The sequence below is a fragment of the Kibdelosporangium persicum genome (assembly GCF_013280595.1).
Taxonomy (GTDB): Bacteria; Actinomycetota; Actinomycetes; order Mycobacteriales; family Pseudonocardiaceae; genus Kibdelosporangium; species Kibdelosporangium persicum.
Map to the genome: position 1 here is coordinate 357,039 of NZ_JAAATY010000002.1, position 13,374 is coordinate 370,412.

The following is a 13,374-nucleotide window of genomic DNA, read 5'->3' on the forward strand; positions in this document are numbered from 1 at the left end:
AACCGGGATGATCGTGGGTGTGACTCAAGCGGCCGGAGTGGTCTTGGCGGGGGGTTCGGGCACACGTGTCGGACGGGAAATCAACAAGGTCTACCTGCCGATAGCCGGACGACCGGTGCTGGCGTGGTCGCTGGAGGCGTTCGCCAGTCACCCCGGCATCGGGCCGGTCGTACTGGTGACGCGACCGCAGGACGTCGAGCACGTCCAGGAAGTCACCGAAGGCCTGGACGTCGAAGTGGTGTCCGGCGGCAGCACGCGGCAGGGCTCCGAACTCGCCGCCCTCCGGCAGCTCGCCGGACGCATCAACGCCGGCGAGGTCGACACCGTGCTCATCCATGACGGCGCACGTCCGTTGGTCAGCCGAGAACTTGTTGCGGCGGTACTGCGGGCTGCGAGACAGTATGGCGGCGCGATCCCCGGGATGGTGAGCGAGGATCTGGCACTGGCGACCGACGAGCACGTCATCCCGATCTCCGAGGAACTCGTCGCGGTCCAGACACCACAGGGTTTTCTGGCGGCGCCCCTGCTCGCTGCCTACGAGCGGGCGGCTGAGGAGGGGTTCGTGGGCACGGACACGGCGTCCTGCATCGAGCGGTTCACCGACATCGAGGTGCACTGGGTACCCGGGGAACAACGCAACATCAAGATCACGTTCGGGCACGATCTCGTTGTCGCCGAACGGATCCTGGAGTCACGGTGACCCTGCACGCCCATTTGCTCGACTCGCTCGGCCTCGCGCTGACCTCAGGGAGATACCCACCCGGCACGATTCTGCGGCTGGACGAGCTGACCACTCAGTACGGCGTGTCGAGAACCGTTGGCCGGGAAGCGGTCCGGGTCCTGGAAGCGCTGCGGATGGTGCGCAGCCGGCCCAAGATCGGGCTGATCGTGCTGCCGACCTCCGAGTGGAACCTCTTCGACCCACAGCTGATCCGGTGGCGTCTCGCGGGTTCCGACCGCCGGGAACTGCTCAGGCAGATGTCCCAGTTGAGGGCGGCCGTCGAACCGGTCGCCGCGGGATTGGCGGCCGCCAACGCGTCCGACGAACAACGCGGCGAACTGCTGCGGCTGGCGGACGAGATGCGCAAGCACGCCGTCGCCGGGGATCCGTTGCCCTTCATCGAGGCCGACATCGCGTTCCACCGGCTGATCTTCGTCGCGTCCGGCAACGACTTGTTCGTGCAGGTCGGCGAAGTGACCGCGGAGGTGTTGCACGGCCGGGCCGAGTTGCAGCTGTTCCCGCCGGACCTGCAGAACACGGCGTTGGACTGGCACTTGCTGGAGGCGGAGGCCGTCTCGCGGGCGGATACCGCTGAGGCCGAACGGGTTTCGCGGTGCATCGTGCTCGACTCGGCGGCCGAGGTGGATCGGCTGCTGGACTCCTGAGCCCTGGCCGCGCTGCCAGGACCCAGGACGCCGCTCAGCCGACCGCGGTCGACGCGGTCTGCTTGTTCCTGTTCCACAGCCGGGACAACGTCCACGTGCCTGGCCCGAAGAAGGCGATCAGCAGGAACGTCCAGCAGTAGACCGCGGCGAGTTCCCCGCCGTTCTCCAGCGGCCACAACGCTTTCGACTGATGGCTGACGAAGTACGCGTAGGCCATCTCACCCGAGCAGATCAGTGCCGCGACCCGGGTGCCGACCCCGAGCATGACGGCGCCGCCGGCGACGAGTTCGATCAGGCCCGCGTAGAACGACGGCCAGGCCCCGAACTGGACTGTGCGTCCACCCAGCACGCCGAACAACTTGGCGGCGCCGTGGCTGACGAACAACAACCCGATCACGATCCGGAACAGTGAGAGCAGGTCTTCTCTGCGCCTGAGGATGTTCTCCATCCGATACCCCTTACGTATGCAGGCTTGGCAAGGTGGTGCGGAGGGGACTACGCCGGGCGGTTGGAGAAGGTTCACCAGATGCCGCGACAGGCCGTTCACAGGACTCTGGTTGACTGGCGCACCTATGAAGCGACTGACTTCAGCCCTGCTGCTCGCGTGCTGCCTGGCCGGTTGCTCGACCGGCCCTGACGCCGAGCCCGGGCCGCAGCCGACGGAGCGCCCGCGGGTCACGCCGACGACCACGCAGCCGGAAGGCCCGCCACCGGCGCCGGAACCTGTGGCCGACGGCCCGTGCCCGTACCTGGAAAGCGCCTTCGTCGCCGAAGCCAACGGCCAGCGCGCCACCAAGGTCCGTATCTCCGCGGACAAGCCGCATCCGGCCTGCTTCTTCTACCGTGCCGACGGCAAGGTCCAGCTGACCGTCCGCGTGTACGTCGGCACCGCGAAGAACGCGAAGGCACTGGTCGACGAGGCCGCCCCGATCGACAGCTCGAACCCGGCCAACGCGCCGTCAGGCTGGAAGGGCGGCTCGATCGGCGCCGACAAGGGATCGGTCTACGCGGTCGCCAAGCAAGAAACGGCGGTCATCGTGACGACCAACCAGGCGCAGTCGATCAAAGCCCGCCAAGTCGCCGAGAAGGCGATCGCCACCCTCGGCCTGTAGGCGACTGACCGTCACCACAAATCGGGACGCCACCCACCACGTGGCGTCCCGGAGTGAACTTCGTGCGAACGGTCCGTTCGCACCGGCTCGTGGAGCCAGAACCCCTGTTCACCCCGTTCCCACCGACTAGAATTGATGCCGGGGAGCCCCCACCCCCTTGGGATGGGCGGGGGACTGTCCTGGGCGCGGCGAGAAGTTCGTGGGTGGGCGAACAGGGGTTCGGGGCGTTACTTCTTCGGCTGGCTGCTGGTCGACTCCGCCGGTTGCGGCCTGCCGTTGTCCTGCTGCTTCGGTGTCTCGGACGGCTTCTCGTCCTCGGTGCGCGGCTCCGGCGGGACGGCCTCTTCCTGCTGCTGCGCCGCCATCGAGCGGACCGCGATGACCGTGCCCGCGGCGGCCACGAGCAAAGCGATCATCCACGGCCAGCGGCGGCGGCGCCGAGGTTGCGCGCCTGCCAGGTGCTGCGCGGTCACCTTGGCCTTCTTCGCGTTCTTCATCAGGTCCTTGCGGGTGGCCTTGGCCTTGCGTGCCAGCTTGCGGCGGGTTCGGCGGGTCTTGGTCGCGACCTCCCCAGCGCTTTCGACCAGCTTGTGCTCCGCCCGGCGGACCGCGTCGACGGCCTTGTCCACCGCCTCTGGGGCCCGAGTCATGTGCCTTCACCTCGCCAAGTGGGTTCGGGGGTGGTTCGTTGATAGACAGGTTCCCCATCCTGCCCCTTCCGAACCGTGCCCGCTCTGGATGGCACGATTGGAGGCGTGGCAGACAGCAACGAATCACTCGTCGGGATCAAGGTGACGGCCACCCTGCAGACTACGCTCGGTGACATCCGGATCGCCCTTTTCCCTGATTACGCCCCGAAAACCGTGAAGAGCTTCGTCGGGCTCGCCGAGGGCACGAAGGAGTATTCGCCGCAGAACGCACAGGGCGGTACATCCGGCCCCTACTACGACGGTTCGATCTTCCACCGGGTCATCGACGGTTTCATGATCCAAACCGGTGACCCGACGGGCACCGGGCGCGGCGGGCCCGGTTTCACCGTGCCGGACGAGTTCACCGCGGAGCTCCAGTTCAACAAGCCGTACCTGCTGGCCATGGCCAACATCAGCCGGCCGAACACGAACGGCTCGCAGTTCTTCATCACGGTCAAACCGACGCCACACCTCAACTTCAAGCACACGATCTTCGGCGAGGTCACCGACCAGGAGTCGCGCAACGTCGTGGACGCCATCTCCCGGGTGAGGACCGCGGACGAGGACCGGCCGGTCGAGGACGTCGTGATCAACCGAGTGGTCATCGAGCGTGGCTGACCAGGCCTGCGTGCGGCACCCGGACCGGCCGACGGGGTTGCGCTGTGTCCGGTGTGAACGGCCTGCCTGTCCCGAGTGCCTGCGGGAGGCCTCGGTCGGGTACCAGTGCGTCGACTGCGTGAACGAGGGCATGCGGACGCAGCGGCGCGCGGTGACGGTGGCCGGCGCGGAGTTGCACACCAAGCCGCTGGTCGTGCCGATCCTGGTCGCGCTGAACCTGGCGGTGTTCGCGCTGAACGCCTTTCAGGCGCAGAGCGTCAACAACAACGACCTGTCGTTCTCGTTCGACATCGGCGTGCTCTGGCCGCCCGCGGTGGCGGGCGGTGAGTGGTGGCGGCTGATCACCAACGGCTTCCAGCACTTCGGGGTGATCCACCTCGTGGTGAACATGGTGTCGCTCTACATCGTCGGCCGTGATCTGGAGATGTTGTTCGGCCGGATCCGGTTCCTCGCGCTCTACCTGGTGTCGTTGCTCGGCGGCAGCACCGCGGTCTTCCTGTTCGACGCCCAGGAGGTGCTCCGGACCAGCACCGGTCTGGTGCAGGACTACGGGAACACGGCCGGTGCGTCGGGCGCGATCTTCGGCCTGATGGGCGCGCTCGCGGTCGCGGTGTTCCGGCTGAAGATGCCGATCGCGCCCGCGCTGGGCATCATCGCGCTGAACCTGGTGATCACGTTCACGATCCCGAACATCTCGTGGCTCGGGCACATCGGGGGCCTGGTCACCGGTGCCGCCGTGGCGCTCGGGTTCCTCTACCCGCCGGCGAAGATCCGGACGAAGGTGCAGATCGCGACCGTGGTCGTGGCACTGGTCGTGCTGGTCGGGCTGGTGTTCGTCCGGGACAGCCAGTTCGTCGGACCAGCGGTGTGTACCTACGAGAACTCGCAGGTCAGCTGTTTCCGACTGTCAAGTGCGTAGTTCGCGCAGCGCGTCGGCGACGTCTTCGGGCGGGACGCCGAGGTCGAGCCAGCCGAGGACGACCAGGTCGTCCTCGGCGTCGAGCTCGAGCGTGCTCACCTGACGGCCGAGCCTGCGGGTCCGGACCAGCCGGACGTTGACCTCGGCCCAGGCCCACTGCCGCCTGCTGGCGAACCGGCGCAGGATCAGCCCGTTGCTGTCGGCGGTGAGGCGCGGCCGCGCCAGCGTGCCGTGCAGCGCCAGCAGGGCCGCGATCAGCGTGGCCAGACCGACGAGCACGCGACCCGGCGTGTCCTCGGTGAGGATGGCCCAGGCCGCGCCACCTGCCGCGGCCACCCAGCCGACGGCGACCAACACCGGTGGCGTTGACCAGACAAGACGGGCTTTCGGTGACGTCACGTGACGCTGCGTCCTACTTATCCACAAGAGTTGTCCACACTGGGGATGAGTTACATCCTTGTGGTTCAGTGACGCTGGGCTGAACGGGTGTAGACCAGCATCCCACGACCGGGTGAACAGCGGGTATCGTGTACCGGGGTCAGCGCCACCGCATGGTCATCAGCAGACCACCGATCATCAGGGCGAACCCGATCGCGAAGTTCCAGTTGCCGAGATCGGCCATGAACGGGATGTCCTGCCCGGCGATGTAGTTGACCACCAGCCAAGCAAGGCCGATCACCATCACACCGAGCATCACCGCGATGTACAGCGGATGCGAAGGGCCGCCCCCACGCACCTTCACCGGGGTACGGCGATCGCTGGCGGGCGCCGTGTAGACGCTCTTCTTGCGAACCTTGGACTTGGGCATCGTGTCCTCGCCTGGCGTTATGCGTGCGTATACGGCGGCAAGCGGAGGTCCGCAACTGCCGCCGTGGGAACACGTTAACGTAGTCGAAAAGGCTCGCGAACCACCAGGGGAGTACGAGTGGGAACTCATGAGGGTGACTACGACTCTGGACGCTTGTACGGCGACCTACAGGACGGGCCGCCACAAGCCGGGGATCGGGCGCGCAACGTGGTGCGCAACCTCGGTGAACTGCTCATCACCGCCGGCATGATCGTGCTGCTCTTCGTGGTCTACGAGCTGTACATCACCGACCTGTTCTCCGCGGGCAAGCAGCGTGAGGCCACCGCGGCGCTGGATGACGAGTGGCAGCACCAGCCCGGTGCGGACGTCGTGGAAGGCGGCGAACGGACCAACAAGATCGAGCTGGAGGACGGCAAGGGCTTCGCCAAGCTCTACATCCCCAAGTTCGGCGCGGATTTTCACTTCACAGTGCTCGAGGGCACCAGCGACAAGACGCTGGAGAGCGGACCGGGCCACTACAAGGGCACGGCGCTGCCAGGCGAGCACGGCAACTTCGCCATCGCGGGCCACCGGGTCGGCAAGGGTGCCCCGTTCAACGACCTCGACCTGCTCAAGTCCTGCGACGCGGTCGTGATCGAGACCTCGACCAGCTGGTTCACCTACCGGATGCTCCCCGTGGAGTCCGAGGCCAGGAGGTGGGAATCGGTGAAGACCAAGAGCCCGCGCTGCGAGCGCGTCAACAAGCTCGGCGCCGAGTACAACAAGGTCTACGGACGTGACATCGTCGCCCCGTCGCAGGGCGGTGTCATCTCGCCGGTGCCGTACGCCACCCCCGGCACGAAGCCCGGCGTGGCCCTGCTGACCCTGACCACGTGCCACCCGAAGTTCTCCGACGAGCAGCGGCTGATCGTGCACCTCGTGCTGACCGACCAGGAGGCCAAGAACCCGGCCGCGCCGAACCAGTTGCCCGCCGCGCTCTCGGAGAACGACTGATGTACGGGTGGATCTGGCGCAAGCTCCCCGGGCCGCTGGGCGTCCGGATCACCCTGGCCACGGTGCTGGCTCTCGGCGTGATCGCGCTCCTGCTGTTCGTCGTCTTCCCGTGGCTAGAACCGAAGCTGTGGTTCAACAACGTGACGACTGAGCAGTGACGGTCGGCGCTCCAGCCAAGCCCTGGACCGTACGAACGGTCCGTTCGCAAATCTGGTTGTCCACAACCGCTTAGTAACCCTCTTCACCAGCCCTTATCGCCGGTAGGCTGGGTGCGGGGTCGCCCCCCGGGAGTGGTGGGGGCTGCGCTGAGGGCGGTTGTGGGTTCGACGGGGTTGGTGTGCCTTCCTGGGGAGCGGTGCCTCCGAGGTGTCTCGATTCCCTGCGGGTGGGCGAGTCAGAAGTGCTTCAGCAGGTCGGTGAACCGCTCCAGGTGCAGGACGCCCTCGTCCGACGGGTCGAGTTCCTCCTCTTCGAGCACCCAGGTGTGCACGTTCGGGATGAACACCGCCCGCATCCCGGCCGCCCGGGCGGACAGGATGTCCGACTTCGGTGAGTTTCCGATCATCCAGGTCGTGGCCACGTCGAGGGACAGCTCGGCGGCGAGCTTGCGGTAGGTGGCCGGGTCCTTCTCCGGCACGATGTGGATGCTCCGGAAGTGGTGGGCGAGGCCGGACGCGTCGATCTTGCGTTGCTGCTCCTCGCGGTCGCCCTTGGTGAGCATCAGCATCGTGTGGCGGGTGCTCAGCTCGGCGAGGGTCTCCGGGACGCCCTCGATCAGTTCCACCCGGTGGTCGATCAGGGTGACGGCCAGTTCCTCGATCTCTTTGCTCTCCGCCGCTGTCACCTTGCGCTCGTAGAGGTGCTCGAACGTGTCGTGGAGGTTGCGCAGCAGTGCTTTGCTGCCGTAGCCGACAGTCACTATGTTGGCGCGCTCGATGTCGTCGAGGATGGGGCGCAGCTCGGCCTTGGCCAGGGAGGGGTGCGCCAGCCACTCCAGGAAGTCGTCGATCACCCGCTCGAACAGGATGTTGTTCTCCCACAGGGTGTCGTCCGCGTCGAAGATCAGCACACCGGAAGGGTAACCGGGAAAGTGGTACGGGCGCACCACTTTTTACCGGCGATACGAGAAAACACCAGAGCGCGTGGCGACTGGAGCCGCATAGCATGTCGGCATGCGCGTGCTGGTGGTCGACAACTACGACAGCTTCGTCTACAACCTGGTCCAGTATTTGGCCCAGCTCGGTGCGGAGTGCGTCGTGCGGCGCAACGACTCGCCCGATCTCGAGCTCGACGGGTTCGACGGGGTGCTGGTCAGTCCTGGACCGGGCACGCCGGAGCGGGCTGGCCGGAGCATCGAGTTGATCAAGCAGGCCGCGACGAGCCGGGTTCCGGTGCTGGGCGTCTGCCTGGGGCACCAGGCGATCGGCGTGGCGTGGGGCGCGACCGTCGACCGCGCGCCCGAGTTGCTGCACGGCAAGACCAGCCAGGTGCACCACTCCGGTGCGGGCGTGCTCGCCGGCCTGCCGGACCCGTTCACCGCGACCCGTTACCACTCGCTGACCGTGCTGCCCGAGACGATCCCGGCCGAGTTCGAGGTCACCGGGCAGACCGAGACCGGCATCGTGATGGGCATGCGCCACCGTGACCTGCCGATCGAGGGCGTGCAGTTCCACCCCGAATCCGTGCTCACCGAGGGCGGCCACCGCATGCTGGCGAACTGGCTGGCCAAGTGCGGCCACCCCGTCGCTGAGGACAAGGTGGCCGAGCTCGAGCGCGGGATGCGCACGCTGACCGAAGCCGCTGTGCTCCGTTAGGTCAGCAGTTCGGCGGCGTTGTGGTCTCGCCGGGGAACGACGGCACGTCCGTCGGCGCCGACGAGGGTGGTGTCGTCACCGTGCCGCCTGCGGGCGTGCTGGCCGGCGTGGTGGGAACCGACGACGTCGGCGGCGGGCAGTCGGTCGGCTCCTGGGGCTGCTGTTGGTCCTCCCGGCGCCACGTGTTGATGGTCTGGCGGGCCGCCTCCAGGTCGCCGACGGGGAAGCCCTCGTTCGCCTTCGTCTTGTTCGACGCGCCGAGGTCGTCGATCCGCAGCGGCTGACACGTCGGACCGTCGATGGGTGCACACGAGCCCTCGACCTTGCGGTGCAGCTCCACGCCGAGCACGGTCCCGCGAACGCCCTGGAACACCGCGATCTCGCCGCCGTCGCTGACGCCGACGTAGTAGTTGGTGTACGCCAGGTACCGGATCCCGGCCGCCGCCAGCGCGAGCAGGATCACGGCCGCCGCGACGATGATCGCGATCTTGCGGCCGCGCTTCTTCTTCTGCGGTGGCGGCGGTGGCTGCTGCTGCTGCTGCATCGTCGGCTGTTGCTGATGCGGCGGCTGCTGCTGCGGGGGCATGGGAACCGGCTGGCGCGGCGGTGACGTGGTCGGGCCGACCGGCTGCATGTGGTTGTTCGACGAGTCGAACGACTGCGTGACCTGAGGTTCCTCGTCCACCACGTCGGCGACGATCACGGTCACGTTGTCCGGGCCACCGCCCTGCAGGGCGAGCTCGATCATCTTGTCCGCGCACATCTGCCGGTCCGGGATCTGCATGGTCTCGGCCAGCTTCTCGAACCCGACGACGTCCGACAGCCCGTCGGAGCACAGCAGGTACCGATCGCCCACCCGGGCCTCGCGTACCTGCAGGGTCGGCTCGATCACCTCGTGGCCGACCAGTGCGCGCAGCACGAGCGAACGCTGCGGGTGTGTGAGCGCTTCCTCGGGCGTGATGCGTCCTTCGTCCAGCAGCGACTGGACAAAGCTGTCGTCCCGGGTGATCTGGTTGAACTGCCCGTCGCGCAACAGGTACGTCCGCGAGTCCCCGATGTTCACCAGGCCGAGCCGGCCGCCGCCGAACAGGATGGCGGTCAGCGTCGTGCCCATGCCTTCGAGATCAGGGTCCTGCTCGACCAGTTCGGCGATCGTGTGGTTGCCCGAGATGACCGCCTCGTGCAGCTTTCCGAGCAGGTCGTCACCAGGGACGTCCTCGTCGAGAGGCGCAAGCGCGGCGATGACCACCTTGCTGGCCACCTCTCCCGCGGCGTGCCCGCCCATCCCGTCCGCGATGGCGAGCAGGTGCGGCCCGGCGTACACCGAGTCCTCGTTGTTGGACCGGTGTAACCCGCGGTCGCTACGTGCCGCGTACTTCAGCGCAAGCGTCATGGCCGGCTGAGACTCTCACCGGAGCCGACTACCGCTGCGGGAAGTCGCCCAACCATTGCATTCCGCCTTTCTCAAGACGCTGCGGCGCGTCCGGGTACCGCCAGGCCAGGATCTCGGGGCAACAACATACAAAACCATGGATCACACACCGCAAGCCGTCAGGGTGTGCCGCCCGGTTTGAAGGTTCTGAACACTCTGACGTTGATGGTCTGGTTCTTGGCGATCTTCGTGCCGGGCTGGACGTCCTGCTCGGCGACCTCGTTGAGCTTGGTCACGTCGTTGGTCTCGTCCGCGTCGATCCGCATGTCGCCGTCCCAGCCGAGCACGCGCAACTCCTGGCGTGCGGCGGCCTCGCTCTTCCCGACCAGGTTGGGCATCGTGATCTGGTTCGGGTCCTGCTGCGGCTGACCCTTGGAGACCTGCAGGGTGATCGTCGAACCCGGCCGGGCCTTCTTCGGGTTCATCGCGACCACGATGTCCTTGGGCTGGTCGGACTCGATGTCGGTCCTGGTGACCTTGAAGCCCTCGTTCTCCAGGTTGGTCTTGGCCGAGTTGAAGTCCTGGCCGACCACGTTCGGCACGTCGACCTGCGCGGGCTGCTTGCCGACCACCAGCTTGACCGTGGTGCCCTTCGGGACCTCGACGCCGATACCCGGGTTGGTGTTGGTCACCTTGCCGACCAGCCTCGTGTCGGTGGTCTCCTCGGTGACCTCGTCCGGTGAGACCGTCAGGCCCGCCTCACCGAGGGTCTTCGCGGCGTCCTCCTTGGACTTGCCCTTGACGTCGGGGATCTTGACCGCGCTGGCGCTGCGCCCGATCTGCAGCGTGACCGAGCTGCCCTGGCCGAGCTTGCCGGGCGGCGGATTCTGCTGGATCACGGTGCCGACGTCCTCCGCCTTGCACGGCGCCTCCTGGCCGGGGCCAGGAGGCTCACAGGGGACGTTCTCGATGGTGACCTGGAAGCCCAGGGCTTCGAGCTGGTTGCGGGCCGCGGTCTCCTGGGCCCCCTTCACCGAGGGCAGGTCGACGAACTGGGTACCGCTGTCGTCGCCGGCCAGCAGTTTTGTGGTCAGCCAGATGCCGAGCACGATCACGGCGACGACGAGCAACGTGATCACCGCTGTCATCCACGCCTTACGGCGCTTGCGTTTGCGCTCTTCCTCACCGGCGTCGTAGTCGTCGTAGTCGTCGGCGAGCGCGTCCGGGCGGTGTCTGCCGCGCGGGTTGTCGTTGATCCGCGTCTGCTGGCCCAGCATCGCGGTGCGGTCGTCCTCGGTCATCACCATCGGCGCGGCCGGGCGCTGCCCGGACAGCACACGCACGATGTCCATCCGCATCTCCGCGGCCGACTGGTAGCGGTTCGCGGCGCCCTTGGCCATCGCCTTGAGCACGATCGCGTCGAGCTGCGGGCTGACGCGGGAGTTGAGCTGCGACGGCTTGCGTGGGTCCTCGCGGACGTGCTGGTAGGCGACAGCGACAGGGGAGTCACCGGTGAACGGCGGCTCCCCTGTCAACAGCTCGAACAGCACGCAACCTGTTGCGTAAACGTCACTTCGCGCGTCGACCGTTTCGCCGCGTGCCTGCTCCGGCGACAGGTACTGCGCGGTTCCTATCACCGCGGCGGTCTGTGTCACGGCCGCTTGGCCGTCATGCACCGCGCGGGCGATACCGAAGTCCATCACCTTGACGGCGCCGGTCTTGGTGATCATCACGTTGGCGGGTTTGACGTCGCGGTGCACGATGCCGTGCCGGTGGGAGAAGTCCAGTGCCGCGCAGACGTCCGCCATGATCTCCATGGCGCGCTGGCCGGGCAGTGGTCCTTCGGTCTTGACGATGTCGCGCAGGGTCCGTCCGTCGACGTACTCCATCACGATGTACGGCAGCGGGCCGTACTCGGTGCGCGTCTCGCCGGTGTCGTAGACCGCGACGATCGCGGGGTGGTTGAGCGCGGCCGCGTTCTGGGCCTCGCGCCGGAACCGTTCCTGGAACTGCGGGTCCCTCGCCAGGTCGGCACGCAGCACCTTCACCGCGACGTCACGACCGAGCCGAACGTCACGGCCCTTGTGAACCTCGGACATGCCGCCATAGCCGAGCGTCTCGCCCAGCTCATAGCGATTGGAGAGCAGTCGCGGTGTCGTCATCGCTGCGTAGTCCCGCTCCTAGTCAACTTCTCGGTCCCATCATGCCCGCTCTTGCCGGTCCGCCAGGCCGTTTTCAACCAGGTGGCTGTCTGTCCGGGTCGCATTCAACAGTCACCTTCGACCCCTGGTCCACCTGTCCGATCGGTTGCACGCTTGTCACGTAGCACGTCCGCAGGTCCTGCGACGGTTCGCCCGACAACGGTAGCGACCGAACTTCCGGTTGAAGACCAGCCTCTCGCAACCGCTCGACTACTTCCGAAGCGGGGTGGCCGAGCAGTTCCCCGGCCTTCACCTGGGCCACGGCCGGCCGCCCTTGTCCGTTCGGCTCACCATATGCCGGTCCGTCCGGCGGGAAACTGACCCCGGGGTTCTGGGTGGCGCTGCCGGAGACCGGGTTGGGCGTGCCGGGTGAGCGGGACGTGGACCCGGTCAGCCGCGGAATCGCCCAGATCGCCAGCACGACCAGCGCCACCAGCAGTAACGCCAGCAAAGTCCACAGCCAGGCCCGGCTGCCGCGGCGCGGCCGGCGGGGTGGCAACGGGAACGAGCCGGTGCCGTGCACCATCGGCGGGGGCATGCCCGCCGGGACGACACCCGGATGAGTCCCGGGATGTGTCACGGGGTGTGCGGCCGCCAACGCCATTCCCGACGGTGTGGGCAGCGGACGACCGGCACGGACCGCGGCGACCGCCGCGGCGAACTCGCCGCCGTTGCTGTAGCGCTGGCGCGGGTCCTTCACGAGGGTGGCCTCGATGACGGCCCGTGCACCAGGCGGCACGTCCGGCGGCAACGGCGGCGGGATGTCCCTGATGTGCATCATCGCCACCGTGACAGCGTTTTCCGACAGGAACGGCCGATGCCCCATGAGGCACTCGTACCCGACCACTGCCAGTGAGTACACATCGCTGGCCGGCTCGGCGTCGTGACCGAGGGCCTGTTCCGGCGCGATGTAGTGGGCCGTGCCCATGACCATGCCCGACCGGGTCACCGGAGCCGCGTCGGCGGCCTTGGCGATGCCGAAGTCGGTCAGCTTCACCACACCCGCGGGCGTGATCATGATGTTGCCCGGTTTGACGTCCCGGTGGACGTACCCGCCCGCGTGCGCGGCCTGCAGCGCGTTGCCCGCCTGCTCGAGGATGTCCAGCGTCCGCTCGGCGTTGATCCGGCCCTCCCTGGCCAGGATGGACGCCAGCGGTTCGCCCTCGACCAGCTCCATCACCAGGTACGCGGTGTCCTGCGGCCCGTCCGCCGTGGCGGCCGTCTCGCCGTAGTCGTGCACCGAGGCGATGCCAGGGTGGTTAAGCGAGGACATGGTCCGTGCCTCGGTCCGGAACCGGTGCAGGAACTCGGCGTCGCCGCACAGCTCGGGTTTGAGCACCTTCACCGCGACGGCACGGTCCAGCCGCGTGTCGGCGGCCTCCCACACCTCACCCATGCCGCCGACGGCGATGCGCCGCACCAACCGATACCGGTCGGCGAGCAGCTGCCCCGTCGTCAGCAT

Annotated in this window: 16 protein-coding genes; 8 read left to right on the forward strand and 8 right to left on the reverse strand. The window is 67.5% G+C overall.

The genetic code is table 11. The features are described from left to right. Positions 1-7 precede the first annotated feature (7 nt). Positions 8-700, forward strand: coding sequence for a 2-C-methyl-D-erythritol 4-phosphate cytidylyltransferase (ispD, locus tag GC106_RS06210; protein WP_173125315.1), 693 nt, complete (start codon positions 8-10; stop codon positions 698-700). Beyond that, the gene (locus GC106_RS06215; protein ID WP_312872469.1) at positions 697-1,386 is read left to right on the forward strand and encodes a FadR/GntR family transcriptional regulator; all 690 of its coding nucleotides are present in this window, start codon (positions 697-699) and stop codon (positions 1,384-1,386) included. Before ispD ends, GC106_RS06215 begins: the two co-directional genes overlap by 4 nt. 34 nt (positions 1,387-1,420) lie before the next feature. On the opposite strand, the gene GC106_RS06220 is transcribed toward GC106_RS06215, so the two are convergent. Beyond that, positions 1,421-1,834: a DoxX family protein gene (locus tag GC106_RS06220; protein WP_173125317.1), complete on the reverse strand. Its 414-nt coding sequence runs from the start codon at positions 1,832-1,834 to the stop codon at positions 1,421-1,423. A 124-nt stretch (positions 1,835-1,958) separates the two neighbouring features. Between GC106_RS06220 and GC106_RS06225 the strand changes: the two genes are divergently transcribed. After that, complete coding sequence (locus GC106_RS06225) at positions 1,959-2,498, forward strand: DUF2020 domain-containing protein (RefSeq protein WP_173125319.1); 540 nt, start codon at positions 1,959-1,961, stop codon at positions 2,496-2,498. 227 nt (positions 2,499-2,725) lie between these two features. Here the strand turns inward: GC106_RS06225 and GC106_RS06230 are convergent, their stop codons facing one another. Beyond that, a complete protein-coding gene (locus GC106_RS06230) occupies positions 2,726-3,148 on the reverse strand; it encodes a hypothetical protein (protein WP_173125321.1) in 423 nt (140 codons plus the stop codon). A gap of 105 nt (positions 3,149-3,253) precedes the next feature. Between GC106_RS06230 and GC106_RS06235 the strand changes: the two genes are divergently transcribed. Both GC106_RS06235 and GC106_RS06240 read left to right on the forward strand, forming a co-directional pair. Beyond that, positions 3,254-3,805, forward strand: coding sequence for a peptidylprolyl isomerase (locus tag GC106_RS06235; RefSeq protein WP_376777706.1), 552 nt, complete (start codon positions 3,254-3,256; stop codon positions 3,803-3,805). Continuing rightward, positions 3,798-4,724: a rhomboid family intramembrane serine protease gene (locus GC106_RS06240; protein WP_173125323.1), complete on the forward strand. Its 927-nt coding sequence runs from the start codon at positions 3,798-3,800 to the stop codon at positions 4,722-4,724. The genes GC106_RS06235 and GC106_RS06240 overlap by 8 nt, the downstream gene beginning before the upstream one ends. On the opposite strand, the gene GC106_RS06245 is transcribed toward GC106_RS06240, so the two are convergent. After that, the gene (locus tag GC106_RS06245; protein WP_173125325.1) at positions 4,713-5,123 is read right to left on the reverse strand and encodes a PH domain-containing protein; all 411 of its coding nucleotides are present in this window, start codon (positions 5,121-5,123) and stop codon (positions 4,713-4,715) included. The two genes, GC106_RS06240 and GC106_RS06245, sit on opposite strands and share 12 nt — an antisense overlap. A 139-nt stretch (positions 5,124-5,262) precedes the next feature. Next, positions 5,263-5,532, reverse strand: a complete 270-nt coding sequence (gene crgA, locus GC106_RS06250; RefSeq protein WP_173125327.1) for a cell division protein CrgA — start codon at positions 5,530-5,532, stop codon at positions 5,263-5,265. Between the two features lie 117 nt (positions 5,533-5,649). Between crgA and GC106_RS06255 the strand changes: the two genes are divergently transcribed. Both GC106_RS06255 and GC106_RS06260 read left to right on the forward strand, forming a co-directional pair. Then, entirely contained in the window at positions 5,650-6,525 is an 876-nt protein-coding gene (locus GC106_RS06255; protein ID WP_312872470.1) for a class E sortase, read from the forward strand. Then, positions 6,525-6,683 carry a hypothetical protein gene (locus GC106_RS06260; RefSeq protein ID WP_173125330.1) on the forward strand — a complete coding sequence of 53 codons (159 nt, stop codon included), beginning with the start codon at positions 6,525-6,527 and terminating at the stop codon, positions 6,681-6,683. The genes GC106_RS06255 and GC106_RS06260 overlap by 1 nt, the downstream gene beginning before the upstream one ends. A 236-nt stretch (positions 6,684-6,919) precedes the next feature. On the opposite strand, the gene GC106_RS06265 is transcribed toward GC106_RS06260, so the two are convergent. Then, complete coding sequence (locus GC106_RS06265) at positions 6,920-7,594, reverse strand: HAD family hydrolase (protein WP_173125332.1); 675 nt, start codon at positions 7,592-7,594, stop codon at positions 6,920-6,922. A gap of 103 nt (positions 7,595-7,697) precedes the next feature. Here GC106_RS06265 and GC106_RS06270 point away from each other — a divergent pair, with 103 nt between their 5' ends. Continuing rightward, complete coding sequence (locus GC106_RS06270; protein WP_173125334.1) at positions 7,698-8,339, forward strand: aminodeoxychorismate/anthranilate synthase component II; 642 nt, start codon at positions 7,698-7,700, stop codon at positions 8,337-8,339. A 1-nt stretch (position 8,340) separates the two neighbouring features. On the opposite strand, the gene GC106_RS06275 is transcribed toward GC106_RS06270, so the two are convergent. The 3 genes from GC106_RS06275 to GC106_RS06285 all read right to left on the reverse strand — a co-directional run bounded on the left by GC106_RS06275 (position 8,341) and on the right by GC106_RS06285 (position 13,374). Continuing rightward, positions 8,341-9,732 carry a PP2C family protein-serine/threonine phosphatase gene (locus GC106_RS06275; RefSeq protein ID WP_173125336.1) on the reverse strand — a complete coding sequence of 464 codons (1,392 nt, stop codon included), beginning with the start codon at positions 9,730-9,732 and terminating at the stop codon, positions 8,341-8,343. Between the two features lie 158 nt (positions 9,733-9,890). Next, complete coding sequence (pknB, locus tag GC106_RS06280) at positions 9,891-11,873, reverse strand: Stk1 family PASTA domain-containing Ser/Thr kinase (RefSeq protein ID WP_173125338.1); 1,983 nt, start codon at positions 11,871-11,873, stop codon at positions 9,891-9,893. 73 nt (positions 11,874-11,946) lie between these two features. Beyond that, positions 11,947-13,374: a serine/threonine-protein kinase gene (locus GC106_RS06285; RefSeq protein ID WP_173125340.1), complete on the reverse strand. Its 1,428-nt coding sequence runs from the start codon at positions 13,372-13,374 to the stop codon at positions 11,947-11,949.